General features: G+C 64.9%; 25 protein-coding genes. 13 read left to right on the top strand and 12 right to left on the bottom strand.

Going from position 1 to position 26,866, the window contains the following annotated elements; genetic code table 11:
- Window positions 1-588 precede the first annotated feature (588 nt).
- Entirely contained in the window at window positions 589-1,854 is a 1,266-nt protein-coding gene (locus BV210_RS19035; protein ID WP_077208397.1) for a Cdc6/Cdc18 family protein, read from the top strand.
- Window positions 1,855-1,985: 131 nt separating this feature from the next.
- Here BV210_RS19035 and BV210_RS19030 read toward each other — a convergent pair whose 3' ends face one another.
- Both BV210_RS19030 and BV210_RS19025 read right to left on the bottom strand, forming a co-directional pair.
- The gene (locus tag BV210_RS19030) at window positions 1,986-2,264 is read right to left on the bottom strand and encodes a HalOD1 output domain-containing protein (protein WP_157526187.1); all 279 of its coding nucleotides are present in this window, start codon (window positions 2,262-2,264) and stop codon (window positions 1,986-1,988) included.
- Window positions 2,265-2,722: 458 nt separating this feature from the next.
- Entirely contained in the window at window positions 2,723-3,733 is a 1,011-nt protein-coding gene (locus tag BV210_RS19025; RefSeq protein WP_253741761.1) for a Cdc6/Cdc18 family protein, read from the bottom strand.
- Window positions 3,734-4,508: 775 nt separating this feature from the next.
- Between BV210_RS19025 and BV210_RS19020 the strand changes: the two genes are divergently transcribed.
- Complete coding sequence (locus BV210_RS19020; protein ID WP_077208395.1) at window positions 4,509-5,096, top strand: hypothetical protein; 588 nt, start codon at window positions 4,509-4,511, stop codon at window positions 5,094-5,096.
- 22 nt (window positions 5,097-5,118) lie between these two features.
- On the opposite strand, the gene BV210_RS19015 is transcribed toward BV210_RS19020, so the two are convergent.
- The gene (locus BV210_RS19015; protein WP_077208393.1) at window positions 5,119-6,420 is read right to left on the bottom strand and encodes an ATP-binding protein; all 1,302 of its coding nucleotides are present in this window, start codon (window positions 6,418-6,420) and stop codon (window positions 5,119-5,121) included.
- 123 nt (window positions 6,421-6,543) lie between these two features.
- Here BV210_RS19015 and BV210_RS19010 point away from each other — a divergent pair, with 123 nt between their 5' ends.
- Window positions 6,544-6,978, top strand: a complete 435-nt coding sequence (locus BV210_RS19010) for a hypothetical protein (RefSeq protein WP_077208392.1) — start codon at window positions 6,544-6,546, stop codon at window positions 6,976-6,978.
- 52 nt (window positions 6,979-7,030) lie between these two features.
- Here BV210_RS19010 and BV210_RS19005 read toward each other — a convergent pair whose 3' ends face one another.
- Together BV210_RS19005 and BV210_RS19000 are read right to left on the bottom strand one after the other, a co-directional pair.
- A complete protein-coding gene (locus tag BV210_RS19005; RefSeq protein WP_157526185.1) occupies window positions 7,031-7,342 on the bottom strand; it encodes a hypothetical protein in 312 nt (103 codons plus the stop codon).
- A 50-nt stretch (window positions 7,343-7,392) separates the two neighbouring features.
- Complete coding sequence (locus BV210_RS19000) at window positions 7,393-7,743, bottom strand: hypothetical protein (protein WP_157526183.1); 351 nt, start codon at window positions 7,741-7,743, stop codon at window positions 7,393-7,395.
- Between the two features lie 460 nt (window positions 7,744-8,203).
- On the opposite strand from BV210_RS19000, the gene BV210_RS18995 reads away from it, so the two are divergent.
- Window positions 8,204-8,740 (top strand): hypothetical protein, encoded by a 537-nt coding sequence (locus BV210_RS18995; protein ID WP_077208389.1) that lies wholly within the window; start codon window positions 8,204-8,206, stop codon window positions 8,738-8,740.
- Here the strand turns inward: BV210_RS18995 and BV210_RS18990 are convergent.
- From BV210_RS18990 to BV210_RS18975, 4 genes are all read right to left on the bottom strand, one after another.
- Complete coding sequence (locus tag BV210_RS18990; protein WP_157526209.1) at window positions 8,718-10,823, bottom strand: type B DNA-directed DNA polymerase; 2,106 nt, start codon at window positions 10,821-10,823, stop codon at window positions 8,718-8,720. The genes BV210_RS18995 and BV210_RS18990 overlap by 23 nt on opposite strands.
- A gap of 49 nt (window positions 10,824-10,872) precedes the next feature.
- On the bottom strand, window positions 10,873-11,199 hold the full coding sequence (locus tag BV210_RS18985) for a hypothetical protein (protein WP_371340837.1): 327 nt from the start codon (window positions 11,197-11,199) through the stop codon (window positions 10,873-10,875).
- A gap of 12 nt (window positions 11,200-11,211) precedes the next feature.
- Window positions 11,212-11,949 carry a hypothetical protein gene (locus tag BV210_RS18980; protein ID WP_077208385.1) on the bottom strand — a complete coding sequence of 246 codons (738 nt, stop codon included), beginning with the start codon at window positions 11,947-11,949 and terminating at the stop codon, window positions 11,212-11,214.
- Window positions 11,950-12,031: 82 nt separating this feature from the next.
- Window positions 12,032-12,319 carry a hypothetical protein gene (locus BV210_RS18975; RefSeq protein ID WP_077208384.1) on the bottom strand — a complete coding sequence of 96 codons (288 nt, stop codon included), beginning with the start codon at window positions 12,317-12,319 and terminating at the stop codon, window positions 12,032-12,034.
- A 1,024-nt stretch (window positions 12,320-13,343) separates the two neighbouring features.
- On the opposite strand from BV210_RS18975, the gene BV210_RS18970 reads away from it, so the two are divergent.
- From BV210_RS18970 to BV210_RS18960, 3 genes are all read left to right on the top strand, one after another.
- Window positions 13,344-13,856 carry a hypothetical protein gene (locus BV210_RS18970; protein ID WP_077208382.1) on the top strand — a complete coding sequence of 171 codons (513 nt, stop codon included), beginning with the start codon at window positions 13,344-13,346 and terminating at the stop codon, window positions 13,854-13,856.
- Window positions 13,857-14,515: 659 nt separating this feature from the next.
- Window positions 14,516-15,247, top strand: a complete 732-nt coding sequence (aglF, locus tag BV210_RS18965; RefSeq protein ID WP_077208381.1) for a UTP--glucose-1-phosphate uridylyltransferase AglF — start codon at window positions 14,516-14,518, stop codon at window positions 15,245-15,247.
- An 8-nt stretch (window positions 15,248-15,255) separates the two neighbouring features.
- Entirely contained in the window at window positions 15,256-16,434 is a 1,179-nt protein-coding gene (locus BV210_RS18960) for a GNAT family N-acetyltransferase (RefSeq protein WP_077208380.1), read from the top strand.
- Window positions 16,435-16,455: 21 nt separating this feature from the next.
- On the opposite strand, the gene BV210_RS18955 is transcribed toward BV210_RS18960, so the two are convergent.
- On the bottom strand, window positions 16,456-17,430 hold the full coding sequence (locus BV210_RS18955; RefSeq protein ID WP_077208379.1) for a polysaccharide deacetylase family protein: 975 nt from the start codon (window positions 17,428-17,430) through the stop codon (window positions 16,456-16,458).
- A gap of 314 nt (window positions 17,431-17,744) precedes the next feature.
- On the opposite strand from BV210_RS18955, the gene BV210_RS18950 reads away from it, so the two are divergent.
- A complete protein-coding gene (locus BV210_RS18950) occupies window positions 17,745-18,323 on the top strand; it encodes an acyltransferase (protein WP_157526181.1) in 579 nt (192 codons plus the stop codon).
- A 25-nt stretch (window positions 18,324-18,348) separates the two neighbouring features.
- Here BV210_RS18950 and BV210_RS18945 read toward each other — a convergent pair whose 3' ends face one another.
- Window positions 18,349-19,452 (bottom strand): Gfo/Idh/MocA family protein, encoded by a 1,104-nt coding sequence (locus BV210_RS18945; protein ID WP_077208377.1) that lies wholly within the window; start codon window positions 19,450-19,452, stop codon window positions 18,349-18,351.
- 88 nt (window positions 19,453-19,540) lie between these two features.
- Complete coding sequence (locus BV210_RS18940) at window positions 19,541-20,647, bottom strand: DUF354 domain-containing protein (RefSeq protein WP_077208375.1); 1,107 nt, start codon at window positions 20,645-20,647, stop codon at window positions 19,541-19,543.
- Window positions 20,648-20,982: 335 nt separating this feature from the next.
- On the opposite strand from BV210_RS18940, the gene BV210_RS18935 reads away from it, so the two are divergent.
- The 5 genes from BV210_RS18935 to BV210_RS18915 all read left to right on the top strand — a co-directional run bounded on the left by BV210_RS18935 (window position 20,983) and on the right by BV210_RS18915 (window position 26,857).
- Complete coding sequence (locus BV210_RS18935) at window positions 20,983-21,828, top strand: hypothetical protein (RefSeq protein WP_077208374.1); 846 nt, start codon at window positions 20,983-20,985, stop codon at window positions 21,826-21,828.
- Entirely contained in the window at window positions 21,825-22,742 is a 918-nt protein-coding gene (locus tag BV210_RS18930) for a polysaccharide deacetylase family protein (RefSeq protein WP_077208373.1), read from the top strand. The genes BV210_RS18935 and BV210_RS18930 overlap by 4 nt, the downstream gene beginning before the upstream one ends.
- A 96-nt stretch (window positions 22,743-22,838) precedes the next feature.
- Complete coding sequence (locus BV210_RS18925; RefSeq protein WP_077208372.1) at window positions 22,839-23,849, top strand: GNAT family N-acetyltransferase; 1,011 nt, start codon at window positions 22,839-22,841, stop codon at window positions 23,847-23,849.
- A gap of 59 nt (window positions 23,850-23,908) precedes the next feature.
- Entirely contained in the window at window positions 23,909-24,853 is a 945-nt protein-coding gene (locus tag BV210_RS18920) for a glycosyltransferase (protein ID WP_077208459.1), read from the top strand.
- Between the two features lie 189 nt (window positions 24,854-25,042).
- Window positions 25,043-26,857 carry a hypothetical protein gene (locus tag BV210_RS18915; protein ID WP_157526179.1) on the top strand — a complete coding sequence of 605 codons (1,815 nt, stop codon included), beginning with the start codon at window positions 25,043-25,045 and terminating at the stop codon, window positions 26,855-26,857.
- The last annotated feature ends 9 nt before the right edge of the window (window positions 26,858-26,866 follow it).

The raw sequence follows: 26,866 nt of genomic DNA, 5'->3' as shown, positions 1-26,866 counted from the left end.
TACCGTATCTGACTTCCAATATCAAAAAGATGTGTCAGACATGTGCACCCACACTGGCGGGTGATTTCCACACGAAATGGACGACGTGCCGGGGATCGGCCGTAAGACAACTTCAACGAGTGGCATTAGTCACATAATTATGATAGGACTGCACTCCACCCCGTTTCGAGTGTTTCTCTGGCGGTCGAACCCACCCACCGGGTCGCTCTGTGTCGGCTAAACACTCGAAACGGGGTGGTTCTTTCCCGCCGCCGTCCCGCTGATCTCCCGGAACTCGCGTAACTGGAGACGTGTAGCCCCTCTCGCCGGGTCGTATCAATACCCGGATACGAAACGTCGCCCCGTCCCTGTCCGGTTGCTCTCGGCTCTCGTCCCCGCGGCGTCCTGCGAAACAGTCGAAACGGGGTGGAGAATAGTTACCGTTTCATCACCTTCTCAAAAGCCCGTATCTGTAGGGCGAGAGCTTCCATGCCGGGGTAATACACTTGAAACAGGGGGTTCCCCGGCGTCGCGTCGCCGGGGAACACGGGAAACACTCGAAACACTCGAACCGGGAATTTAAGACGGTTGCCTGAGAGTGTCACGCGCATGCAATCGCCGTTCGACGAACCGGGTCGGATTTTCTCGAACAAGCGGCCGCTGGAGGAGGATTACACGCCGGATACGATCCTCTGTCGTGACGAGGAGATCGATCGCTACAGCGAGGCTCTACAGGACGTGATCGAGGGGTTCGGGCCGAACAACGTCTTCATCTACGGACAGACCGGGAACGGGAAGACCGTCGTCACACGGGTGATGATGGACCACCTCCAGAACGAGACCCACAAACACGACGTCGACCTGACCATCCTCGAGGTCAACTGCAACAAGCACGACAGCATCTTCAACGTTCTTCTGGAACTGGTCAATCAACTCCGGGACCCGGACGATCAGGTCAAAGATCAGGGTCCCACGAAAGGGTATCTCTGGAACACTCTCTACGACGAACTCGATCGGCTCGGCGGCGACGTCCTCGTGGTCCTGGACGAGGTCGACATGCTGGGCCACGACAACGACAAACTCCTGTACGACTTCCCGCGTGCACGCAAGAACGGCGACCTCGAAAACGCCCGGATCGGGGTCATCGGGATCTCGAACAATCACATGTTCAAAGACGAACTCGATCCGCGGGTCAAGAGCACACTCTGTGAGTCCGAGATCTTCTTTTCGCCGTACGACGCGACCCAGCTGAGCGAGATTCTGGATCACTACGCCGGGCTCGTCTTCAAAGACAGCGTCCTCGAGGACGGCGTCATTCCCCTCTGTGCCGCGAAAGCCGCGCAGGAACAGGGTGACGCGCGCGAGGCACTCGACCTCCTGGAGACCGCCGGGAACATCGCACGGAAGGAAAACGCCGACACAGTCACCGAAGACCACGTCGAGCGCGCCAGCGACCGGGTCGAGGAACAGCGCGTCCTCACGATCGTCCGCGATCAGTTGACGTCCCAGATGAAACTCGCACTCCTCGCGACGACGTTCCTGAACATCGACGAGAGCGCCGAACCGCGGGCGAAGAACATCTATCAGGTCTACAAGAACATCTGCAAGACCTGCGGATACGAACCGCGCTCGAAGCGCCGATTGAACGACTTCCTGGATTCGATCCGGCTGTACGGACTTCTAGAGCGTGACGAGCGAAACCTCGGCCGTGCGGGTGGCCGCTCCTACATCCACACGCTCGAAGTAGAACCGGAACTGGTCTTCGAGGGACTCGAATACGACTCGGACGGTGACGACTCCGTACTCAACCAGGCGGGCATCGTCCCGAGTCCCGAAGACACGGACCAGTACAGTCTCGAATCGTTCGGCGCCTGACCGGCCGTCGGGCCCCTACTCGCAATCGGCTTTCTCCGCGATCCGTCGACAGTAGTCAGCGCCAGCCCACTGAGACGAAGTCGCGACTGGAACTCCGACATCCTCGCCGGGTGTGCTTCGCCGGTCGCGATTCAATTCGGGTTGATGTCCCGGAACGGCGTGACCAGAACGGACCTGTCGCCGCGCACCTCGACGTAACATCCCTCGTACGAGAAGCTGACGTAGAGGTCACGAGAGTCGCTGTTCCGGACGAACCCCGCGACCGATTCGACGTCGACCGTCTCGGAGATGGGGTCGAGATCGGTCGCCTCGACGTTCGTCGCCAACTCGACCGCGTCTAGCAACGCGACGTGGAACGGCTCGTCACCCTCCCAGCGGATTTCCGTCGCTGAACCGGTTCGGTCGTGCATCGAATTCCCCTCGTTCGGATTCTGTATCGAGTCGAACATGGTATCGTAAGCGGTTGACCGTCGTCGGATCGTTCGCTCAGCCTCGGTGATCACCCACGGCATCCGGGCACGGTGATCCGTCACCGTGACCCACCCCGGTGCTGCACTGGGGCAGGTCTACATTCGGCTCCCGAGTACAAAGAGTGTTATTCTGCAAACACGATACGATCCGCCGGTAGATGGTAATAGTACCATACGTTTCATGAATTCGTCCACAGACTGCGGTCCGACGATCGAATACCTACCATGATTAGGAGGTGATACGCAACTGCTGAAAACCAACCGACACGGCGGGGGTGCGTATTACAGCGATCGTGAATCCCCGTCCCGTCCCGGTAAACATTCGGTCCGAGTGTCGTCATACAGTCGGCACGTCCGGTAGTATACAATCTATTTGAAACGAAAGATAACCTGTCCGGTCACCGATCTCGCGCCTCGTAGGTTCGATTCGGGCCGTTCCCGGTGGCCCGGACGAGGTCGTAATCTTCGAGTTTTCGCAGATAGGTGCGGACGGTCCGTTTCGTCTTCGGCTCGGACACGCGGTCCGCGTACAGATCGTAGATCTCGTTGGGTGGGAGTTCGCCTTCGTCGGTCAGGATGTCGTAGACCGCGTGCTGGTCCTCGTTCAGCTTTTTCAGGTTCTGCTCGTGGAGTTCCTCGCGAGCGGCCGGGATGGCCGAACTGATGTCGCTGTCGCGGATCTCGGACGCCCCCTCGTGGTCGGCGTTGCGAGCGGCCGAGCGGAGGATGCTGATCGCGTCCCTGGCGTTCCCGGCGGCGACGTCGGCGATGCGGTGGACCTGGTCGGTCGTGATCGTGTCCGGGGCCAGCCCCCACGTGATCCGGTCGTCGAGCAACGACACCAGTTCCGCCTGGGTGTACCGATCGAACCTGATCGTCACGCTGCTGCGGAGTCGCGACTGCAACCGTTCGTCGAGCGTGGAGAGGACCTCCTCCCGGCGGTTCGCGATCAGCACCATCGTGATGTGCGGCATCGGGTAGAGCTTCCGGAGCACCTCCATGTCGTCGAGCTGGTCGACCTCGTCGAGGATGAGCAGGTACGGACTGTCGACGCTCTGGATCCGTGCGATCATCTCGTCTTCCGGCGTCGACCGATGGATGTCGTAGGAGGTCTTGACACCCTCGAGGATCTTGTACAGAACGCGGAATCGATTCGAGTGTTGCCAGCAGTCGATGTAGTGGCTCTTGATGTCCAGCACCTGTTCCTGTAACTGATCGACCGTATACCGGGCGATACAGGTCTTCCCGGCACCGGACGGACCCACGAGGAACGTGTCCTGTGGCCGGTCGTCCTCCAGGACCGGTTCCAGCGCCTTCGACATCTGGTTCACCGCCTCGTGTCGGTGGACGATCTCCTTCGGGAGGAAATCGTCCTGCAACACCCGCGCGTTCTGTATCACACTGGTCATGTTCGGTCGTGGGGACGAAATATCTACCCGGGGTGTTTCCGGAACTTCCGGATTTCCGGGTTCGGGGGCCCGTCCCGGTCCCGAGCCGCCCGTATTCGGCTGGCATCACGCGATTCCTGCACTGACCGGCCGGATACCGTCCGAGTTCGTTCCGGTACCGTTCCGGGTACTTGCACTCTCCGATAGAAATACGGTAGGTTCGTTTCACAGTTCCGTTTCGAGTGTTATCGGGCCGACCGGCCGGGACCCCTTCACCGCTCGTTCTCCACGTGTCGAGTCGAAACTGTGGCAGAAAAATTATCTAACGACTCGGTAACGTCGCAGGTCCGACACGCCGGTCATGCCCCGACGACGGCCAGTATTTCACCGCTCGACGAGTGTCAGCTATCTTAGTTTATCGGCAAATATCGGATCGCTTTATACGTTCGTTCGCGCCGTTCTGTCGTACAGAGCCGACGCCGTCGTGCGGTTCGTCCCGAGCAGACGTCCCCTCACCGTTCATAATTAAGATATATTGTAATTACAGCACAATATTAATTCGGCTGTAGGTTCTCTGTAGCTCTCGCTAGGGGAAACTACGTCAGAAGGACGGGTTGGTGGAACATCACGTCCTTCTCCCATCGTGGGTAAAAGCGTTTCCCCGGTCAGAGGCATCGCTTTCGCTCCGGTGATGCCGACCCGAACGAACCAACAATGATCGAAACCACGTGCGTATCTGACGGAGTCGCCCACGGCGCTGTCCACGGACAGCGTTCAGCCCACGGAGGTGGCGGCTGTGGGTAGAGTTCACATCCAGGACAACGGTGGTGATCGGGAGATTTCCTCCCGCTGGGACGGGACGCTCGAACTCCAGTTGCGAGACGAGGACCAGATCGAGATCGTCGTCCCCGACGAAGCGCCGTATACAGCTGATGACATCGTAATCACGGGGTCACAGGCCGGCGGCGGCTCGGGGTATCTCGGTGCCGCACCGACGTGGCTGCTGTACGTCCCGACGCTCCTCGGCATCTGTGCGTTGCTGGTCGACGAACTGGACCTCCTCGGGGGACTGGGAGCGATCGGCGGCGTCCTCGTCGTCGGTCTCTACTGGATCTACGTTCTGCACGCGATCGTGGGAACGATCACCCTCTACAGCGACGCACAGGATCTGCCCGTCGACGGGTGGCTATCGAATCCGTGGCTGTACATCGTCGGTGGCGGCGCGGGGTTCACGCTGCTTTCGACCGTCCTGTGGGAGTTACCCTCGACGTGGCAGGCCATCGCTGCGTCACTCGCCGGCGCGTTCATCGTCGGCTCTGTGATCGCGTCGTCGATCACGGGCCCGATCTACCTGTTCGTCCGGCGGCGGGTGCTCGATAGCTGAGTTATGTCGACCGGCGATACCGTCACAGAATCAACACGGCCACGAGCAACACGCCGAGAACCGCCAGCGCGACGAACAGCAGGCGATGGGACAGCGGCCCCGTCCGAGCCGTCGACGCCGTCCGCCCACTGGACTCCGGCCCGGCAGTACTCCGGATCCGATGCCGGACCGAGTCCGTCACCCGGACGCCCTTGCTGTGTAGCACCCCGAAGAGGTACACCATCATGTCGCCGAGTTCGAGCAACAGGTGGTCGCGCGTCCCGTGGTTCGAACCCGCTGCAGTTCCGTGGTTCGAATCCGTCGCCGACCGGGTCGACGTCCGCGAATCGTCGGCGGTCCCCGTCGACCCGTCCGACTCCGTCTGTGTCTCCGTCTCCGTTCCCGCGTCGTCGTGTTCGTCGGAGCTATCCGACCCGTCGTCCGAGTTCGCCGGTTCGCCCGTGTCCGGTTCGCCCGCCGTGTCCCACGGACTGACCGCCTCGATCCGGTCGACGATCGAGGAGTCGATCGGTTTCAGGTCGGGCACCGACGCCTCCGAGAAGTCGGGCGTCTGGCCGACGTCGACGGTCTCGCGCATGCGGAACTGCACGCGCCGGACCCGTTCGTCCCAGTCGGTCATGAGGATCGCTTCACCGTTCTCGAGCGTCTCGACGCTCTCGGCGGCGTCCGCGTCGATGATCCGCCGGACGACGTCGGTGTCGTTGTTCCAGGTGAGTCGGTGCCAGACGATCCAGTTACACTGGGTGATGTAGTCCTTGTCGACCGCCGCCGGCCGCTGCGAGATGGCACAGATCCCGAGGCCCCGCTTACGGCCGCGCTTTGCGACCTGGAGCAACCGTTCACCGAGGTCGTCGAGGCCGCCGGATTCGGGGAGGTACTCGTGTGCCTCCTCGACGAAGAGGAGGAACGGTTGCTTCAGTTTCTTCTCCCGGACGAACAGTTCCCGGACGACGGCTTCGAGGAGGTCGTTGACCCGCGCTTCGTCGAGGTAGCCCGAGACGTCCAGAACGATCGGGACGTCCTCTTCCAGCGCCAGCGTGGCGAGTAATTCGGCGTGTTCGATACCGACCGTCGCGTCACAGGTGTCGTCGGCGCCGACGTGGAGGACCTCGTACTGCTCTTTCAGCCCGTAGTACTCGCCGTCGGTGTCGACGATGAGAAAACTCAGGTCGTGTTCGAGCAGTTCCTCCACGATAACGCTCGCCGTCATCGACTTTCCCGACCCCGACTTGCCGGTGATGAATCCCCGGCCGGTCAGGAGGTCGACGACCGGCAGTGTCCCTCCGTCGACGGTAACCGTGATCTCCTCCGGAGGGTCGGTCATCTCCCGTCCCTATGGAGCGTTCGAGTAAATGCCTTCTGACCGATACGACGGTCGAGTGGACGGTTCAGTCGAACGACCTCTCACCGCCAGTAGATTTTTGCGCCGAACGCGAGAGAGTCCGCCATGGTCTCGCTCCCCGATCTGAGTTTCGCGGAACAGACCGTGCTGTTCGTTCTCGTGAGCTCGCTGGTCTTCACCACGAGCTTCGTCGGGGGTCTGGGACTGCTCTCCGGTGCGCTCGTGGCGACACAGTCGCGGCTCCCGGTGTACGTGCTCGGCATGGCCGTCGTCTTCGTCGCCTCGATGTTCGGTCTCATCACGTACGACGCCGACGGCGTGACGGCGATGCTCGGGTCCGTCGGCATCTCCCTGCTCGGGTTCGTACTGCTCGGACTGACCGGCGAGGGGATCGTCTACGCGATCCGGTATCCGGACCGCGTCTTCGGGTCACAGCTGGTGATCTACTTCCTCGCGGCCGGACTGATCGGCACCGGGCTCGGGTACTGGGTGGTCTCGTACTGGCGAGAGTTCACCGCACGGCCCGCGACGGCGGAGTGAAACAGCGACGACGCGGACCGCCTGGAGACCGGAGCCCTCTGCTGAAACCCTCTCAGATTCTGTCGTCGAGCATGTTCAGCGGGTCGACCTGCCGCGGTTCCTGCAGGAGCGATTCGAGGTGATCCGTACAGAGCCGTGGCGTCCCCTCGACGATCTCGTATTCGTACAGAATCTCGTCGCCGTCGGTCTCTTCGTCGACGGATAGCTGCATCTCCGGCAACGCGAACACGCCTGTTCTGCGGCACTGGACGCACTGGTCGCCGTGCTCCGGATCGTCGGCGTCGTCGGTCACCCCCAGCCGCTGCAGTTTCGATTCACAGCTCGAACAGAGGCTCCCGTGTTTCTCCAGGGAATCGGTGTGCACGACGAGTCGTCGAAACCCCGCCTCCAGGCCACAGGACAGGCACTTCATAGTTACTGTGATGACGGTACTGCCGGCGTCACGGTTCGACTCGACGTCTCACCGGTGATCTCCGTAAAGTGAACGTCACAGAGGTGCGGGACCGGGGGTTCGAGGGAGTATTCGGATCGAGCGATCCGTTTCCCGTCGATCTCGACGACGTACGCTCGCCACTCCGGTAACGCGTAGAACCCGTCCCGGGTACACAGTGCACAGTCCTCGTCCGTCCAGTCGCCGGTTTCGAGACTCCGCCCGAACTGTTCGTCTTCACACGCCGGACACAGCGCACCCAGTTCCGACTCGTTCACCACGTCGATGACGGCCCGATTGTACGAACTCGCCTCACTACACACTACACATTGCATCGGATCACCTCCCGATCTCGCCGCTCCCGGAATCGGGACCCGAATTATTATCGCTGGGGATAATGAATGTGGCTATGTAGCACTATATAATCTATATTTGACGTATACTGACAGGTATAAATACCAACGAGTGTCCCCGTAGTGTGGACATATGGTAATATTCCAGGTAATTTAGCAGGCCCGAACGGTTTCGACTGCCGATACCCTTTCCATCCGGGGGTTTTGGGGCAGAAACACTGGAGTTGAAATGGTCCCTTCGGCCGCGTGAGAAAGCTACTCTCCCGAGTTCTATCGGACCGAATGATGCCCGCGAAAGCGGCGCTCCGGTCGAGGCCGTCGCGCCCGAAACGCGAGTTCGGCGATGGTTGTGTCCTCTATCTATTACTTGGAGAAAATATTTTGTGGGTGCCTGACGACCTCCCCAATAACGGATGTGTAACCGAATGGTTGTATTCTAATTATGACCAGTAGCCGGATTCGATCACGTCGACGTCGGGGTGTCAGACTCAAAGTCGAAAATCGCCCGCTCGCCGAGGGGCGGGGCCAGTCCGCGCTCGTCGGTGCCCCGTCGCTGTTACACATCGGACAGCGCCCCGGAGACCCGATCGAGATTCAGGGCACCGAAATCACCTACGCTCGCGTCGAACACTCAGACCCCGACGACTGGCACTCCGGCCGGATCTACATGGACGAAGTCCTCCGGAAAAACGCCGGCGTGGAACTCGGCGAGTCCGTCACCATCGAACCGGCGCGGATCGAACCCGCGTCGGACGTCCGACTGCGATACCGTGCCGGTGCGTCCGAGCCGCGGGCCGACGGCGCGCTCCCCGAGATCCGGAGTACGCTCTGTGACCGCGCCATCTTCACCGGCGACGTCATCCCGCTGTTCGCTATCAGTCCGTCCGATCCGCCCTGCGTGGAGATCTCCGACGTCCAGCCAGACGCCGCCGGCCGCATCCGCCCGGACACGTCGTTCACGTTCGAGTCGGTCCGCTGAACCGCGTCAACGTCGTCTCGTTCGTCGACGCCAGATACTCCCCGATGTCGTCCCTTCGCCAGCCGATCGGCGACAGCACGCTTTCGGCCGCCCGGACCAGCAGGTCGCCGTAGAAGTCGGGGTCGTACTCCTCGGGCGATTCCGACGCCAGCGTGACTCGCTCGCGCGAGGACTTCGAATCGTCGACCACGACGTACGCCACGTGCTGTCCGGGGTGTAGATCCCGGCCCTGATCGGCCGTCCGTTCCAGCGCCGAGACGGTCCGGGTGTACTGCCCGTATTCGTCGACACGCTTCGAAGTACGCTTGTCGATGACCAGCCGTTCCGGATCGACGCCCCCGCCCTGCAGGCGGTCGAGTTCGGCCGCCAACCGATCACAGACGGGCTCGGGCGAGCGGTGCCGTTCGAACACCTCGATCAGATCCGTCTGCACGTCGGCGACGTACTCCGGCGTACTCCGCTGGCGACACTCGATCCCTCTGTACTTGTAGTCGGATTCGCCCGCGACTTTCCCGAAGTACTTCGTCAGCGCGCCGACGTCGCTGTCGCGCCGTGGGACGAACGCGATCCAGTCGTACTCGCCCTCGTACTCCAGTCGGATGCCGGCCTCGGCCGTGATCTCCGACGCGATCTCGGTGAGCGGCCGCTGGGACTCGCCCTCCCGGGCGGTGACCCAGATACTGTCGACGATCCCGTGGACTACCCGCCAGCCGCCGGCTTCGAGGGCTGCCTTCGCGTCGAGGAGGATCTCCCGCGCGAACGCGTTGATCGCCTCGTGGCACTCGATCCGACCGAACTTCGCGTTGGAGAACCCCTGATAACCGAAACAGGAGACCAGGATCCACTTGATCGCGCCCGATCTCCCCTCCAGTTCGCGGATCCGCTCGGGATCCGTCGCCGCCTCGATCTCCGCTTTGATCGCGTCCCGGTCGTCGATCAGCGGCCCGAGCACGTCGGCGAGATACCCCTGCTCGTCACAGATCGCGTATCCGAGCCCGGGGACGTCCTCGCGGGCGGCGTGGCAGTCACACCGGATCTTGTCCGGCGAGACGTTGTACTCGCGGATGATGTTCGGGTAGAGCGAACTGAAGTCCAGTTCGTGGACCCCCTCGTGCACGCCGACGTCGGGCGAGAAGGTGAACCCGCCGCGGTCGGCCGCGTGTAACTGTCGCGCCGTCTTGAACTGCTCCGGCCGCCAGGACTTCCACGGGACGAGGACGCCCCGGGCCAGCGCCTCCCGGATCTGCATCGCGGTCAGGACGTTCCCGATCGACGCCCACGACAACTCCTGGAGGGGTTTCCACGACCGGCCGACGAGGTCGAGACACCCCTGCAGGTTCGTCTCGGTGTAGAAGAACGTGTTCGACGTATCGACGATGACGCGGCCGGGGAGGTTGTACCGGGCGGGCGAGTGGCCGACCCGTCCGTAACTGGTGTAGGTCGACTCGGCGGCGAGTCGCTGCCACCCGGGTTCGCGACCGAGCGTCACGTCCAGGTCGTGTTCGTCGGCCAGTTCGTACACCGTCGGGACGATGTCCCCGGAGCTCAGCACGAGGACGTCCGGGTCGACCGTCCGGACGCGAGCGTGGATCGTCTCGAGAACCTCGGGGATCGAGCCGCCGTGTGACTCCCCGTCGATCCGGACCGTGCGCAGGTCGTCGTTGGCCAGTGCGACCGGGTCGACGGCGAGTTCGAGCGTCGTGAGGTCCCGGTCCGGTGCCGGGCAGGTACCTGTCTCCAGGCAGTACCGGAACTCCGGCGAGAAGTCGACGTTGTAGAGCCTGCACTCGCCCGGGTCGCCCCAGCGGCGCAGGCGCGTCGCCGCCTGCCGCACGTCGTCGATGCGTTCGACGTCGATCCGGACGACCCGCTCCGGGTCGTTCCTGAACGCGGTCCGGTATCGCTCGATCGCGACGCGGTCGACGTACGGGAGGGTGCGGACCCGCTCCGCGAGGTCGTCGACGCCCGCCGTCGAGGATGCGTACAGCGTCGGTCGGTACTCCTCGTCGATCTCGTACTCGGCACCATCCGCGGTCGTCGACCAGACGCGGACGCGACCGTCGAGGAAGTCGACTGTGAACATCGAATGGGGCCCCCTTTCGCGTTCCATCGCCCGCTCGGCGGTTCCGTGCCTATCCATCGTCACCACCCGTCGCTTCGAACTCGGCGACGCGTCGTTCGAGTTCGGCCAGTTCTTCCTTCAGTTCGGCCTCCTGCTCCTCCAGTTTGGCCACCCGTTCCTCCAGTTCCTGACGGCGTTTCTCCTGACCGAGCGCGATGGAGAAGAGGACGGCTATCATGGGCGTGTCCCGGTTGAGATAGCCCGCGGCGTCGGCGTACTGATTGGCGTACTCGAACAGCGCGTCGAAGTACTGCTGGTCGCGCCGGCGCAGCGCGCGCCGGTACGACTCCCAGCTGTCCTCGATCGTCCCGAGGACCCGCCGGAACGTCGGATTCATTCGCCCCATCCGTCACCCCTCCAGCGTCGCCGACGAGATCGGTTCGGTCGTCCCGACGCTGTACCGGTCGTACAGCGGCCGTCTCGCGTCGAGGATCTCGACCCAGTAGGCGAGCGTCGTCTGGACGGTGCCGTCGTCGAGGGGGTACACCAGCGTCTCCGTATCGGGCGTCTCGAACCGGAGCCCGTGGTCGGTCCGCCGGCACGTGATCGTGCCGTCCGCGGCGGTCGCGAACGGCTCGGACAGCGAATCCCGCTGCCACTGCGAGGCCAGCACTGGAACCTCCAGCTGCCGGGCGAGCGTCTGCAACCGGGCGAGGACGCGATACAGCAACTCTCTGGCGGTCTCGGACCCGACGTCGTCGGCCCGGTAGAGGGCGTCGACGGCGGGACAGACGATCACCGAGACCTCGTCGGGGGTGATCTGCTGGTCGGTCGTGTGCTCGGTGGGTGACTGCAACGCCTCGAAGAGTCGTTCGACGATCGCTGCGTGCTGGTAGGCCGTAAAGCCCCGCGCCAGGTGGATCCGATCCAGGATCTGCGAACTGGGCGCGAGTGTCGTTAGTGTGTCCGTGCGCGCGTGGTCGAGCGCGTCGATCCACACGGCCGTCCCGCCCGAGGGCCCCAGAAGGAGGGTATCGATCACCAGCGACTGCAGTGGCCTGACCGGCGGTTCGTCGTCGGCCGTCTGGAGCAACTGGAGCCCCGGCTCTAGCGTCGGCAGTTCCGGAATCCGCTCGGACCGAGTCATACCTGCAGCCAGGAACGAGAGCTACGTAAGCGATGCAGGGGTGTTTCCGGATTTCCGGGTTCGTATCGGTCAGTCGCGCCGGTCACATCGCGGGGTCGTAGCCCTCGTCCAGCAACTTCGCGGCCACGATCAGCCTGAACTTCGCGTCGACCTCGTACTTCGGGACGGCTTCGTCGGCCCGCGTCAGGTAGAACCGATACGTGGAGACGTCGTAAGTGCCGTCGTCGAACTCCGTGACGACTTCCACCTGCAACTGGTCCTCCATCTTCGTGATCGTCGTGTCGATGACCGAATCCCGAAGCCGGAGTTCGACGACGCCGCCGTCTGATCGGTCGCTCGTGTCCGCCGAATCGACTGAGTCCTCGTTCATACTTGCCTGCCGCCTCGCCCGGTCGGGGACGGTCGGTCGCGTAGTCGTCCCCCGCAACGATGACTTCTCTGTGAGTGTTCATACTCATCGTTGATATTTGTATGGTGTATTGTCTGAGATGTAACGTACTGTTCGTCTCTGAAACCCCATAGATTGTAGATAGAGGGACAAAACGGGAGTGTAGGGACAGCACTTCCCGATATTATTTGCGCCCGTCTGAGTATCACATGTTGTACTTCGGTCGTGTCCGTCGACCGGTGACTCCTCACAGTCGATGATTTGACGATGTCGTTTCGTGTGCGGTCTCAATACGATACCCGTAGGTGCCATATTCTCGATTGTTGTACCACGAGTTCTGGCGGACTACGATGTAAGTTCGGCGTCTGTCGGATCTACCCCCGGTATCGAGTGTTATACGAGGGACAACACACAGAGAATTATCAGAGTTCATATAATGATAGAATACAATTACGTAGTGGTTTTTGGAGGAGTGTCACAGAGACGGCCGTAAGAGTCTGTATCGGCTATCTGTCCGACTGGCACGTTCTGAAAAGCGCAGTCTCATTCGAAACCATATACATACATACTAAAACCTCTCAGAAATTATTGTCATACCCGTTGCTTGCTCTTCGTACACGGGTGTTGGTATCGGAAAACCTCCGGCAGGCGACGGCGTGAGGGTCCGTGTATTACTGTGACTCGAAGTGCTATAATTATAGTATTTTCAGATACTCGTATTGGTGTGCGGTAGCACGGGAAGAGGACCGCCAGAACGGGGAGTGGCTGGGTTCTGGGAGGGGAAAGGGCGCTGTCATATGACTCGTCTCATGTTTGCAGAAAAATGATTTTTACACCCACCCGTTGGACTGTGGGGTACCAGGACCGGTCGAACGCGGCCGTAGTCGATCACACGCTCCAGTCCGTGGGTTGGACCGGCGAGCATCGGTCCTGGTGGGCTCCCGGAATACGGCGACACGTTCCTTCGTGAACTCACCACCCGTTCCGGGGCCTCACCCTGCCACTCATGCCAACCGACACACCGACGCCGATGTACGAGCGGCTCACGCCGGAGACGACAGTCGAAACTGCCGGAGGGCAGATCACGCGGGGGTGGATCGTCGCGATCCATACCTCGACGATAGAGCGCCCACTCGAAGACTACCGGGTGGTCCTGACACCGACGCAGGACGGGAGCCGGTTCACCGTCTTCAGAGCCGCCGAGACGGTTCGCATCCCCGACGGGAGCTGTCTCCGCCCGTCGCTCGATGCGATCACGATTCGCGAACGGGGGTATCAGTACGACATCCTGAAGACGGAGCTGGTACCCCCCGAGGACCTCGCGAACGGTTCTGCGGACGACCTCCTTCGGCTTCCGGACGACTTTCAGGACAGCCTCGTCCTCGAGTCACCGCCGACGAACCCTGACCTCTGGGAATCCCTCACTCACGCCGAGTCGCTCGCGACCGAACGGTCACACGACGGGATGCCTGTCGAAGATAGCAGCGAGAGTGACCTCCAGCGCTATCCACTGTCCTGACTTCCCGTTTCCCGAACGGAAGGGATTCCGTCGAAACGTCCCCGGACGACGAATTCGTTCGACGACCGGGCACACACACCCCCCGTTTCGAGTGTTCTGCGTGATTGGAAAGGGGGGTCCCCCCGGTGGGGGGAGGGTGGTGAACGAAATCAGCGAGAAGAGGGCTCTAGAATACCATTGTAAACTAGGGCTGTCGCTGTCGACCCTACACCGGAGCGAAACTCCGTGAGCTGTGTCTGTCTTTATTTATATTTCTTTCCTCTAGCTAGAGTAAGTAGTAGTAGTAACCCCAGTTACTACGGCAGAAACACTCGAAACGGGGTGTGGGGAAACATCTATTTATATGTATTCCGACCCAGACGGCCTCTTCCCCCCACCCACCATTCCTCAGGGAGAAACACTCGAAACGGGGGGTGTGTGTGGGGTGCGGAGATGCAGGGATGTAGGTGCGGGGATGGATGTGGGATGCGGGGATGCGGGGATGCGAGGATGCGGGGATGAGGGGTGCGGGGATGTGGGGGAGTATCCAGAGAGTATCCAGAATGTGAGATCGCTCTCACTCACCCTCTCACTCCCGGAACCGATCCGCGGTTCGTTACAGACCCCGTATCCCGGATAACGCGCCCATACTTTACTCACGCCGCGGGGACGGCCGTCACATGAAAGCCGTCGTACTCGCGGCCGGAGAGGGGACGCGCCTCCGCCCGCTGACCGAAGACAAGCCCAAGGGAATGGTCGAAATCGACGGGCGGCCGATCCTGACTCACTGTTTCGAGAAACTGGTCGAGCTGGACGCCGACGAACTCCTGGCGGTGGTCGGCTACCGGAAGGAGGACATCATCAGCTACTATGGCGACGAGTTCCAGGGCGTCCCGATCACCTACGCCCACCAGCGCCGTCAGCAGGGACTCGCCCACGCCCTCCTCACGGTCGAAGACGAGATCGACGACGACTTCATGCTGATGATGGGGGACAACGTCTTCGAGGCCAACCTCCGGGACGCCGTCCGCCGGCAGCGGGAGGACCGCGCCGACGCCGCGTTCCTCGTGGAGGAAGTCCCTCACGACGAGGCCGGCCGGTACGGCGTCTGTGACACCAACGACTACGGCGAGATCGTCGAGGTCGTCGAGAAGCCCGACGAGCCACCGTCGAACCTCGTGATGACCGGCTTCTACACGTTCACGCCGGCCATCTTCCACGCCTGTCACCTCGTCCAGCCCTCCGACCGGGGCGAGTTCGAGATCACCGACGCGGTGAACCTCCTGCTCCAGAGCGGCCGAACCATCGACGCCATCCCGCTGGAGGGGTGGCGGCTAGACATCGGCTACCCCGAGGACCGCGACGAGGCCGAACAGCGACTCCAGACTGACCAGCCCGAGATCACCAGCTGAGCGACGCCATGAGCCAGCAACTCGATCCCTCCAAAGCTGCCATCGATTCCGACCCGGTGATCGAACACGAAGCGAAGGGCGAGACCTACCACATCCGTCGGATCGAACCCGGCGACGTCGAGGGCTACCTCGACCTCCATCGGAACACGGAGCTCGAACTCGGCGGGGGTCGCGAGTGGTTCGCCTGGAAGTTCGAGGACTCGCCCTATCTCGTCCACACGCCGGTCTTCGTAGCCGAACACGAGGGGGAAGTCGTCGGCGCACGCCCGTTCGTGCCCTTCCGGCTCCGGGCGGGCCCGCGGACGACGATCGGCCTCCAGACCGCCGACACGGTCGTCGCCCCCGACCACCGCGGGCGGGGCCTGCTCTCCCGGATGAACGACCTCGCCTTCGCCTACTACCGGCGACGCGAACCCGAGTTGCTGTTCGCGATCCCGAACGCCCGCTCGCGGCCGGCGTACCTCGACATGGGCGCACGCACCGTCGGCCCGATCCGGACGTGGCTCCGAATCGAGCGCCCCTCGACGTACCTCGACGAGAAACTCGGCGGCCTGGCACCCGAACGCGCCGCCGCTGCCCTCGACGGCATCAGCGACGGCTACCACCGGCTCCGTGACCGCCGCCGAAACGGCCACCATCACGACGAGATCGAGGTCGAGCGCCACGCCACGGTCCCGAGCGAGACGCTGGCCGAGGTCGCCGCCCTCCCCCAGCCGGACGTGATCCACGCTCACCGGGATCGGGCGTTCTACGACTGGCGCTTCGAGAACCCCAACTGGGAGTACGACAGCTACGTTGCGTCACGGGACGGCGATCCCGTGGCCGGCCTCGTGGCAGGCACCCGCCAGTTCGCGGACCGGACCGAGACCCGGATCGCCGACGTGGTACCGCTCGCGGGCGAGACACGCGTGCCGGCGATCGCCGCGCTGTTCGAGCGCCTGCTCCGGACCCACCCGGAAACGGACGTGTTCGCCGTCGCCGGGTCGGGACTCCCTCCGTCGTTGCTCCGGTCGTTCGGCTTCCGCCCCGACGACGGACTGGCGCTGTCGCCGCTCGCGAACTCGACCGTCCTCATCACCATGCCGATCACGGCGGGCGACGCGCCCGACCCCTGGACCGTCGAAGGTCGGGACGTCACCGACCCCGACAGCTGGGACCTGCCGTTCTGTGAACACAACACCGGCTGAAAAGGGCCCGAACCGACTCGGCTACGTCGATTCGGCTCCGTCCGCCACCACGGCCGTCGACGCCGCCTCGGTCTCGTCTCGAACTGTGGCCGCGACGTCGCCCATCGTCCGGACTTCCAGATCGGTTCGGGCCCGGACGCGCGCGAGGTGTTCGAAGATCTCCGCCAGCCGCGCCGCGTCCTGGGGCCCGGCGAGGTTGTTCGGATGCAGCCACATGTGAAAGAGTCCGTCGCTGGCGGCCGCCCGGTCGATACCGCGCCGGGCCAGCACCGCGACCGGATCGCCGACGAACGGCTCGGCGGCCGAACGCAAGATGCCTTCGACGGAAAACAGGAAGAGCGAGGCCGGGACGTCGACCAGCCCCAGCGAGTCCCGCCGTGGCTCGACGAGCGGCGGGCCGGCGCTCCCCAGCGCCGCCCGAACGAGACGGTCGACACCGCCGTATCGGTCGAACCGTCGCCGGTCGGTCGGCGTGGTCCCCCGGTAACAGGTGATGCCGTGATCGGCCAGCGCCTGCAGATTGCCCACGTCGTTCCGCGGGAAGACGAACGAGCGCGGCCGTGGGTCGACGCCCCACTCGCGGGCGGCGTCGACGGCCGCCGACAGCTCCGCGTCCGCCAGCCGCGCGGTCGTCCCCGACGCCCCCATCTCGACGTGCGAGAACGTGTGCAGTCCGATCTCGTGGTCGACGTCGGCAGTCGCGGTCCGTTCGATCAGTCCGTCGGCGAAGCGTAGCGAGCGGGCCATGCGGTCGCTCCCCCGTTCGTGGTCGAACCAGCCCGGCGGCGCGGGGTGGTCACCGTGTCGGCCGTCACACTCGTCCAGAAACAGGTGGCCGACGACGGCCCACGTCGCCGGCACGCGATACTCCTCACAGAGGTCCAGCAACGTCTGCCACCCGCGTCGTGCGTTCGCGAGGCGGTCCCGGGGCGGCTCAGCGAAGTCGTGAAATCCCCAGCCGAGTTCCGCGTCGACGGAGAGGACGACGGTCCCCATTGTCCGCCCGGATACCGTAGCCGGTAACTTCGTTACGATCCGGAAAATCGGGATACGCCGAAGATACCGTTTACCGTAGTAGTGTGTCCGGGCGACACGACGACGGCCCAGTGTGGCGGCGTGACCGTCCGCGCCGACGACCGGTCTCGAACGGCGGAACCGCAACGCGATGGGTCGTCCGCGCCCGGTGATGCTGCGGGCAAACGCCCCATAACAAAGCCATTACCGCGGTAAGCCACGACTCACCGGGTGGGGCTGGCCGGTGGCGGGCCACCGTGTGCGTCGCGGGCGCGGTCGCTCCCGGGGTGACAAACGTGACCGATACACGGATCGGCGAGGACTGTGAGATCGCATCGTCGGTCGAGTTCCTGCCGCCGGACGCGGGCGAGGAGCCGCCGCGGATCGGCGACGGCGCGACCATCAGATCGGGGACGATCGTCTATCCGGACGTGCGGATCGGCCGGAACTTCACGACCGGCCACTACGCCATCGTCCGGGAGGACACGAGCGTCGGCGACGACGTGCTCCTCGGGACCAACGCCGTCCTCGACGGCACCTGCACGGTCGGCGACGGCGTGAGCGTCCAGACTGGCGTGTACGTCCCGCCCGAAACGACCGTCGGCGACGGCGTCTTTCTCGGCCCGCACGCCGTCCTGACGAACGATCCCTACCCCCTCAGGACGGACGTGGGCCTGACTGGCCCGACGCTCGAATCCCACGCCTCCGTCGGCGCGAACGCCACAGTCCTGCCGGGCGTGACCGTCGGCGAGCGAGCCTTCGTCGCCGCCGGCGCAGTCGTCACCGAGGACGTGCCGCCCGAGACGCTCGCGGCCGGCGTCCCCGCCGAACACTACCCGCTACCCGAGAAACTGGACGGCGAAAACGAGCGCTGAGGAACTGCGACGGCCGTCGGGCCGATCAGTTCGAGACCGACACGTCCTGCGTGGCCTCGGTCCGGTCGGCCGCGGCGTCGCGGACCGCCTCCATCAGGCGGATCGTCCAGCCGCCCTCCTCCAGCGGGACCGGTGGCTCGCGGTCGCCCATGAGCGCCAGCGCTTCCGCCTCGAACTGGTAGGCGTGGGCGTCGAGTTCCGTTTTCGTCTCCCAGTCGTCGTTCCGGCGACGGTCGATCACGCGCCGCAGGTTCGCGACGTTGCCCCGGAGGCGGGCGATGGCGCGGTCGACGTTGCTGCGTGCGCGAGCGATCGGCGAGGCCTGATAATCCCGGTCGAGCGTCACCAGCGTCTGTGAGATCAGGTCGGCGATCAACACGCCGTCCTCGCCGTGGACGGTGACGCTCTTGTCCGGAACCGTCCCAGGCGTCAGCGTCGCGCTACAGAGCAGGTCGTCCTGGCTACAGTACTGGATCTTCGCCCCGTCGTAGGTGAACGGGCGCTCGTACTCGCCGCGGCAGTGCGTGACGACCTGTACCTCCTCTTCCGACCGCGGATACCCCCCAACGCGGAGCAACAGGTACAGCGGATGTGGCAGGCCCTCCTCGAACTCGCCGCCCGGGAGGTCGAAGGCCCACTCGCCCCGGCGCACGTCGTCGGGGTAGGTCTGCCCGGTGTAGCGCACGTCTACCGCCCGGACCTCGCCGACCGCGTCGCCCTGGAGCGCCGTCGTCAGCTCCCGCATCGCCGGATCGAAGACGTGGTTGTGGACCGCCGAGACGTGGACGCCGTGCTCGCGGGCGGCCTCGGCGAGTCGCTCGTACTCCGCTGCGGTCTCCGTGATCGGCTTCTGGATCAACACCGGAACCCCGGCCTCGATGGCTTTCGTCGCCAGATCGAGGTGCGTTCCGACCGGCGTACAGAGGTGGATCCAGTCGAGGTCGGCCTCGGCCAGCATCGTCTCTACGTCGGTGTAGCCGGTGACGCCGTACTCCGCCGCGACCTCCCTGACGCGGTCCTCGTCGATATCGCAGAAGGCCGCGAGCGTCGTCAACGGCATCGAATCGATCCCATCGAGGTGGTTGCCCGAAACCGTCCCGCCGCCGACGACGGCTGTGCGTAACGACATGGGCTTCGCTCGGGTGCCCAGAACACATTGTTATGGCGAGCCAAGGACCGATAAGCACCGTGCAACGGGAGTGGCCAGGCGCCGCCGCTCAACTCGACGCGGCCGTCAGCCGTCGGTTTTCGAGATCCAAGTCCGCAGCGTCCGGGTCGAGGATCAGGTCGCGCAGGTACGCCCCGACGTCCGGTTTGTCGGCGATCAACTCGCGCCGACGGCGCTGCCAGTCGATCCCGTCCTCTCCATCCACGAGTTCACGGGCCTTCGCCAGCGCCGATCCCTCGTCCCGGAACGAGTAGAGCAGGCCCCGACGTTCCAGGTCCTCGAAGTTGTGCATCTCGTGGTCGCCGACCTTTGAGTTGACCCGGATCACCGGCGTCCCCAGCAGCGCCGCCTCGGTCGCCATCGTCTGGGAGTCACCTGCGTACAGGTTCGCGAAGTACAGCAGGTCGTGGATCAGGTGGGACGGCACCGTCAACTCGTACTCGGCGAACTCGGCGGGCAGGTCGGCCTCGCTCGTGACGTACACCGTCCCGTACTCCGAGAGGGCGTCGATCAGTTCACGCTTGCCCTCGGTCGACCAGCCCCCGCCGCCCACGTCGTGGTAGGCCTCCCAGGCGGCGAACCGGAGGACGAAGTAGGGTTCGTCGGTCGCGACGCCGTGGGCCGCCAGCCGGTCGCGGTCCGGCTCGAACCGGTCTGGATGCAGGTAGGTCAGCTCCTGAAACCCGAGGGTGTGGTTCCGACCGCCGGTCAGGTCCGTCTCGAACCCCTCGGGAGCACAGAGGTCGTCGACGAACGGGAGCATCAGCCCGCGGTAGCAGGCTCGCAGGAACCGCGAGGGGATGACCGTGTCCCGCAGCATCACGGTGCGAGCGCCGAGCAAGTTGGCCACGTAGATCGCCGGTGGGTTGGGCCGGGCGACCACCACGTCCGGGTCGAACTCCCGCGCGATCTCGAAGAGGCGGACGCCCTTGACGGCCATCTCGGCGACCGTCGCGAGCAGACCGCCCCCCTCGGTCGAGAGGCACTCGTGTGGGATGTCGTACGCGTCAAGCAGTTCCGTCGTGATCTCCTTGTCCCGTGAGGTGACCAGCGTCTCGTGACCCCGGCCCTCCAGATCGCGGATGACGGGTCGGAACAGGTGGACCTGTGCCGGGTGGTTGATGTCGAACAGCACCCGTCGCGTGTCCCCGGTCATGGACGATCGGACCGTCCCGCTCGCCTAAGTTATCCTCAGGTTAGGAGCGGCTCCGGGCTCGACGGCCGGCGTCGGTGGCCCGACGGACGCGTGCGATTCTCGGGCCGAGCGGGGGCCACGAAGCCGAGTCCCGGCGTCGGTTCCCGGTCCCGGTGATCGCCCGTCCGATGGAACTGTTCTACTGTCCACCACGCTCCTACTGCCGGACAGGACGGGCATAACTAAGCCGCCAGCGTGGCCAGCGGGTGACGAAGAACGGACCGCGGCCGACGGTGGCGCGGCCTGCGCCCACCGTCGCCGTCCGGTCACCGCGAACACCCCACGGAGGCCTCCCGATGTCCCGATACGCTGATTTCACCTATCCGATGTACGGCCGCCTCCTCGACGCGGGACTGGCGGCCGGCTACGAGTTCCTCACGGTCCGCGAGTACCTCGGCCGCCGCGACGCAGCGGCCGGGTCGCGACCGGAGCGCACCAGCGAGCCAGCCGCCACCCCGGACGGCGGGACCGACCTGCCCGACCGGTTCGCCGTCCTCCGCCACGACGTGGACCGCAAGCCGCGCAACGCCCTGGCGATGGCTCGGATCGAAGCCGAACGCGACGTACGGAGTACGTACTACTTCAGGACCATCGAGAAGACGTTCCGTCCGGAGATCGTCGAGCGAATCGCCGCACTCGGCCACGAGATCGGTTACCACTACGAGGACCTCGACCGGGCCGACGGCGACCCCCGGGCGGCCGTCGACTCCTTCGCGACCGAACTCGACCGCCTCCGGTCGCTCGTCGACGTGGACACGGTCTGTATGCACGGCAACCCCCTCTCGGCCCACGACAACCGCGACCTCTGGGAGCACGCCGACTTCGACCAGTTCGACCTGCTGGGCGAGGCGTACCTCTCGATGGACTTCACCGACGTGACCTACTTCTCCGACACCGGCCGAACCTGGCGGGACGGCGACCTCAAGGTCAAAGACCACACGATGGGCGAGGGCGACAAGCGGGTGCAGGTCGACACGACGCCGGAACTGGCCGGCCTCATGCTCTCGGGGCAGGTCGACCGCCTCTGTCTGCTCTCCCATCCCAATCGCTGGGCGGGGAGCCGACCGGAACGCATCGTCGAGGGCGCCAAAGACGCGGCGGTCAACGCCGTCAAACGCGGCCTCACACTGGTCTCTTCATGAGCTGGCTGGATGGAACCGTCGCCGACGGAGCCGAGTTCGCGCTCTGTCTCTCCCACGACGTGGACCGGCCGTACAAGACCTATCAGTCGCTGTACTACGCGCTCACGGACAGAAACCCTCGTCACCTGCTCGATCTCGTTCCGGGCCGCAACCCCTACTGGACGTTCGAGCGCGTGATGGACATCGAGGCGAGTCACGGCGTCCGGTCGAGCTGGTACTTCCTCGACGAGCAGTCGCTGTTCGGTGACCGCCCGCCCGTCGATCTGGCCGATCCGACGGCCTGGCGGCTCTACGCCGGCCGCTACTCCCTCGCTGACGACGACGTTCGCGAGGTGATCCGGGACCTCGACCGTGGCGGCTGGGAGGTCGGCCTCCACGGCTCCTACGAGTCCTACCGCGACGCGACGATGCTCGCCGACGAGAAGTCCCGGATCGAGGAGATCCTCGGCCACGACATCCTCGGCGGCCGCCAGCACTACCTCAACTGCGAGCGCCCCGACACCTGGATCCGCCAGCGCGCCGTCGGGTTACGCTACGACGCGACACCGGGCTCGCGAGACACCTACGGCTTCCGGGACCGCTACGAACCGCTCCGCCCGTTCGACGACGCCTTCGTCGTCTTCCCCGTGACCGTCATGGAACAGACCCTCCCCGATCCCGAGACCGAGTGGGACCGCGCCTGGAGCATCTGTGAGTCGCTGTTGTGTGAGGCCCGCGAGAACGAGGCGGCGATGTCGGTCCTGTGGCACCCGCGGTACTTCAGCGACGACTACGCCGGCTACGAGCGGCTCTACCGCCGGCTGATCGAGCGAGCGCTCGACATGGACGCCTGGGTCGGTCCACTGGGTGACCTCTACGCGAGCATGGATCACCCGACGGCGGGCGACCCGCAGTCGACGCCACAGCAACAATGACACGCACGCGAAAGGATCGGCGGGTGGTCACACCGTGGGGCCGGTAAGCCCTCGATAACAAAGGTGTGACTCCGCAATTCGTCGGCAGATTCAGCGATGCGAGTCGAACCTATCGAGATAGACGAGTGGGAGTCGGTGCTCCCCGACGCGGGCTTCGAGGTGTTCCACGCGCCGGCCGCCCTCGAAGTACTCGGCGAACACGTCGACGGCGACCTCCGACTGTTCGCGGGGTACAAGGGCGATCAACCGGTCGGGCTGATGCCGGTCGTGGTCGCGGAGCGACTGTTTAGCACGCTCGTGTTCTCCCCGCCACCGGGCCTGAGCGTCCCGCGCCTGGGCCCCGTGTTGATGCCACAGAGCCCGAAACGCCGCAAACAGGAGAAGGTGAACCGGCGGTTCACCGAGGCGGTCCTCGAAGAGATCGAGAGCGACTCCCCGCTGGAACTGTTCCGGATGATCTGTAACACGACCTACGCGGATCCCCGGCCGTTCCGGTGGCAGGACTTCGATCTGGGAACGCAGTTCACCTACCAGCTCGACCTCGACGACCGCGACCCAGACTCCGTCCGCAAGGACTTCAGCAAGAGCCTGCGCCGGGACGTACGGGACGCCGAGGACCTCGACGTGACCGTCGAACGCGGCGACCGCAACGACGCCCGCGCCATCTACGAACAGACCCGCGCCCGCTACGAGGAGCAGGGCCGGAACTACCCCCTCTCGTGGGCCTACGTCTCCGATCTGGTGACCTCGCTCCTGGAGACCGACCGCGCCCGGATCTACGTCGCCCGCGATTCGTCCGGGCAGTTCCTCACCGGGATCACCGTCCTCTACTCCAACGACGCCGCCTACTTCTGGCAGGGCGGCACCCGCACCGTCCACGACGGCGTCGGCCTCAACAGCCTGCTCCACTGGCGAATCATCGAGGACATCATCGACGATCCGCCCCGGGAGTCGGTGTCCACCTACGACCTGATGGGGGCCAACACCGAACGGCTCTGCCAGTACAAAAGCAAGTTCGGCGCGGAACTGGTTCCCTACTACGTCGTCGAATCGGGCGGTCGAACGATGAGTCTCGCGAAAAAGACCTACCAAGCTCTAGTCCGGTGACTCTCAGCAGCCGCCACCGGGACGACACCCGGACCGACGCCGCCGCGCGTCCGCTCGACGTGTTGAGCGTCGTGACCAACCAGGAGGCCACGTTCTACAAACGGCAGTTGCGAACCCTCGCCGCCTTCGGCGTCTCCTCGACGACTGTCGCCGTGCCCGGCAAGAGCCACAGCACGTCGGTCAAGGCCGGCACAACCGGGACGCGCTCGCTGGCGGACTACGCACGCTTTGGAACCCGGGCGCTCCGGCACTCGCTGGGGGACTACGACCTCCTGCACGCCAACTACGGGCTGACTGCGCCGCCCGCCGTCCTCCAGCCTCGACTCCCGGTCGTCCTCTCGCTGTGGGGCTCGGACCTGCTCGGCCAGTACGGCTGGGTGACCAGACGGCTCGTCCCCCACGTCGACGCGGTGATCGTCATGTCCGACCGGATGGCCGCCGAACTCGACCGGGACTGCCACGTCATCCCTCACGGCGTCGATCTGGAGACGTTCGCCCCGCAACCGCAGGCCGAGGCCCGGGACGAACTGGGCTGGTCCGACGGGGCGCGACACGTCCTCTTTCCCTACCCGCCGAAACGCGAGGTCAAGGACTTCCCCCGCGCCCGGCGGGTGGTCGAGACCGTACGGGAACACCTGGACGAGTCGGTCACGCTCCAGACGATCTCGGACGTGCCACACTCGGAGATGCCGACCTACATGAACGCGGCGGACGTGTTGCTGTTGACCTCGAAACGGGAGGGCTCGCCCAACACCGTCAAGGAGGCGATGGCCTGCAACACGCCGGTCGTGGCCACGGCGGTCGGCGACGTGCCCGAACGCCTCGACGGCGTCACCCCGTCGGCCGTCGGTCGGACGGACCCCGAACTGGTCGAGGGTCTCGTCGAGGTCCTGCGCGCCGAGGAGCGCTCGAACGGCCGCGACCACGCCCGCGACCTCAGCCTCGAACGGATGGGCGAGCGCATCCGCGGCGTGTACGACGAAGTGCTGGACGAGGCCGGCTGACCCGCGCGAGCGACCGCGGTCTACCACCGTAGCGACGGCCGAACGCCCCGACGGGTCGGCAAAGCGCCGCATAACAACGCCCGCCGAGCGGTTCGGACCAGCCGACAGACACCACGACTCCCGACATGACTGGATCGACACATTCCACGCTGGTCGAACGAACGAGAACCGACCGGAGAGGGGTGACCGATGGGTACTGAGCCCGTGCGGTCGGCACGGCTGGCGCTCGCCCTCGGCTATCTCGCCTTCGCGGTCGCGACCGTCGCGGCGTGGCTGGACCCCGGTCGCCGCTACGAACTCGACGTGTACGCGGCGACCCCGACCGCCTTCTGGGCCGGTCTGGGCCTGGCCGTCGTCATCGCCCTGTTCGTCGCCTACAACCCCGCGGTGACCCGCGGCGTCCGCCGGGGTGCGCTCGTCCTGCTCGTCGCGAGTGTCCTCGCCGTCGCCGCCCTGCCCCTGCTCCGGAACTACTACTTCTGGGGCCCCGGCGACTCGCTGTCCCACCTCGGATTCGCCCGCCTGCTGGCCGAGGACCGCCTCAGCCCCTTCGGCTTCCTCTACCCCGGCATCCACTCGATGTCGATCTTCGTCTCCCGCGTGGTCGGCGTCGGCCTGCCGCGAGCCATGCTGTACGTGGTCGTCGTCTTCACCGCCCTCTTCCTGGCGTTCGTGCCGCTGTGCGTCCGAGAGATCGCCGACTCGCGGTGGGCGCTCGCGACCGGCACCGTCGCCGGCGCGCTCGTGCTCCCCATCAACAACGTCAGCGTCTTCCTCGAACCCTACCCCACGAGCCAGGCGATCTTCTTCGTCCCGTTCGTCCTCTATCTGGCCTTCAGATACCTCGAACTTCCCGATTCGGGGTTCCCGCGAGCGGCCAGCGGCGTCGGCGTCCTGCTCGCGCTCGCCTCGGCCACCGTCGTCCTCCTCCACCCACAGCAGGCAGGGAGCGTCCTCCTCCTGTTCAGTGCGATCGTCGCCGTCCAGTGGCTGTTCCGCCGCTGGGACCTCGATCACCCGGTCAGTCGACAGCGTCCCTTCTACGCCCCCTTCGCCGTGGCGACGGTGGCCTTCCTCCTGTGGACGCCACGGTTCGAGCGGTTCCACGGCGCGATGGGCGGCCTGGTCGAGGGACTGCTCGGGGCCGAACCGCCCGGCGACGAGGTGACAACCCGGGCCAGCTCGCTGGAGATCCTCGGCGGGAGCGTCCCCGAACTGTTCGTCAAGCTGTTCGGCGTGAGCCTCTTGCTCTCGATCGTCGCCGGTTTCGTCGTCCTCGCGGGCTGGCTGGGGCGCATGGACGACCCTGCCCGCCGCGGGACCCGGCTCCGGTATCTCGCAGTCGGGCTGGCGCTGCTCTCGGGCACCTTCCTCGTCTTCTTCGCGGGGAGCGTCTCCGTCCTCCCCTTCCGGTATCTCGGCGCGGCGATGGTCGTCGTCACCGTGATCGCCGCGGTCGGCCTCGCCGACGGCGTGCCGGTGTCGATCCCCTGGCCCTCCTGGCGGACGATGCGCTTTTTCGCCGTCGTCGTCTTCACCGCCCTGCTGGCCGCACAGGTCGCTCACGTCCACAGTTCGCCGTACATCTTCCAGCCGTCGAACCAGGTCACGCTGACCGGGATGGAGGGCCACGAGAGTTCCTTCGAGCACCGCGACCCGGCCGTCGAGTACGCGGGTATCAGGGGCGGCCCCCGACGGTACGTCGACGCCGTCTACGGGACGACGTTCACCGACACCACACCCGGTGGCAAACTGTTCGAGGGCAAAGAGGAGGGGATCCCCGACCACGTGTTCGGCAACAACATCACGACACACTACGACAGCGACCGGTACGTCCCGATCACCGACCGGGACCTCGCGCAGGAGGTCACCCTCTACGAGGGGTTCCGCTATCCCCTGTCCGGGTTCCGTGACCTGCGGACGACGCCCGGTATCCACCGCGTCCGGTCGAACGGTGACTTCCGCCTCTACTACGTCGACCAGCGCAACAGTTCGGTCGCCTAATCACAGCTA

The sequence above is a fragment of the Halorientalis sp. IM1011 genome, assembly GCF_001989615.1.
GTDB lineage: Archaea > Halobacteriota > Halobacteria > Halobacteriales > Haloarculaceae > Halorientalis.
This window is presented reverse-complemented; position numbering and strand designations above follow the sequence as displayed.

What these genes read in the sequence shown, in the direction of transcription:
- BV210_RS19035 (WP_077208397.1), top strand. Translation starts at nt 589, where the DNA reads ATGCAATCGCCGTTCGACGAACCGGGTCGGATTTTCTCGAACAAGCGG.
- BV210_RS19030 (WP_157526187.1), bottom strand. Translation starts at nt 2,264, where the DNA reads ATGCACGACCGAACCGGTTCAGCGACGGAAATCCGCTGGGAGGGTGAC.
- BV210_RS19025 (WP_253741761.1), bottom strand. Translation starts at nt 3,733, where the DNA reads ATGACCAGTGTGATACAGAACGCGCGGGTGTTGCAGGACGATTTCCTC.
- BV210_RS19015 (WP_077208393.1), bottom strand. Translation starts at nt 6,420, where the DNA reads ATGACCGACCCTCCGGAGGAGATCACGGTTACCGTCGACGGAGGGACA.
- BV210_RS19010 (WP_077208392.1), top strand. Translation starts at nt 6,544, where the DNA reads ATGGTCTCGCTCCCCGATCTGAGTTTCGCGGAACAGACCGTGCTGTTC.
- BV210_RS19000 (WP_157526183.1), bottom strand. Translation starts at nt 7,743, where the DNA reads ATGCAATGTGTAGTGTGTAGTGAGGCGAGTTCGTACAATCGGGCCGTC.
- BV210_RS18995 (WP_077208389.1), top strand. Translation starts at nt 8,204, where the DNA reads ATGACCAGTAGCCGGATTCGATCACGTCGACGTCGGGGTGTCAGACTC.
- BV210_RS18990 (WP_157526209.1), bottom strand. Translation starts at nt 10,823, where the DNA reads ATGTTCACAGTCGACTTCCTCGACGGTCGCGTCCGCGTCTGGTCGACG.
- BV210_RS18985 (WP_371340837.1), bottom strand. Translation starts at nt 11,199, where the DNA reads ATGAATCCGACGTTCCGGCGGGTCCTCGGGACGATCGAGGACAGCTGG.
- BV210_RS18980 (WP_077208385.1), bottom strand. Translation starts at nt 11,949, where the DNA reads ATGACTCGGTCCGAGCGGATTCCGGAACTGCCGACGCTAGAGCCGGGG.
- BV210_RS18975 (WP_077208384.1), bottom strand. Translation starts at nt 12,319, where the DNA reads ATGAACGAGGACTCAGTCGATTCGGCGGACACGAGCGACCGATCAGAC.
- BV210_RS18970 (WP_077208382.1), top strand. Translation starts at nt 13,344, where the DNA reads ATGCCAACCGACACACCGACGCCGATGTACGAGCGGCTCACGCCGGAG.
- aglF (WP_077208381.1), top strand. Translation starts at nt 14,516, where the DNA reads ATGAAAGCCGTCGTACTCGCGGCCGGAGAGGGGACGCGCCTCCGCCCG.
- BV210_RS18960 (WP_077208380.1), top strand. Translation starts at nt 15,256, where the DNA reads ATGAGCCAGCAACTCGATCCCTCCAAAGCTGCCATCGATTCCGACCCG.
- BV210_RS18955 (WP_077208379.1), bottom strand. Translation starts at nt 17,430, where the DNA reads ATGGGGACCGTCGTCCTCTCCGTCGACGCGGAACTCGGCTGGGGATTT.
- BV210_RS18945 (WP_077208377.1), bottom strand. Translation starts at nt 19,452, where the DNA reads ATGTCGTTACGCACAGCCGTCGTCGGCGGCGGGACGGTTTCGGGCAAC.
- BV210_RS18940 (WP_077208375.1), bottom strand. Translation starts at nt 20,647, where the DNA reads ATGACCGGGGACACGCGACGGGTGCTGTTCGACATCAACCACCCGGCA.
- BV210_RS18935 (WP_077208374.1), top strand. Translation starts at nt 20,983, where the DNA reads ATGTCCCGATACGCTGATTTCACCTATCCGATGTACGGCCGCCTCCTC.
- BV210_RS18930 (WP_077208373.1), top strand. Translation starts at nt 21,825, where the DNA reads ATGAGCTGGCTGGATGGAACCGTCGCCGACGGAGCCGAGTTCGCGCTC.
- BV210_RS18925 (WP_077208372.1), top strand. Translation starts at nt 22,839, where the DNA reads ATGCGAGTCGAACCTATCGAGATAGACGAGTGGGAGTCGGTGCTCCCC.
- BV210_RS18915 (WP_157526179.1), top strand. Translation starts at nt 25,043, where the DNA reads ATGGGTACTGAGCCCGTGCGGTCGGCACGGCTGGCGCTCGCCCTCGGC.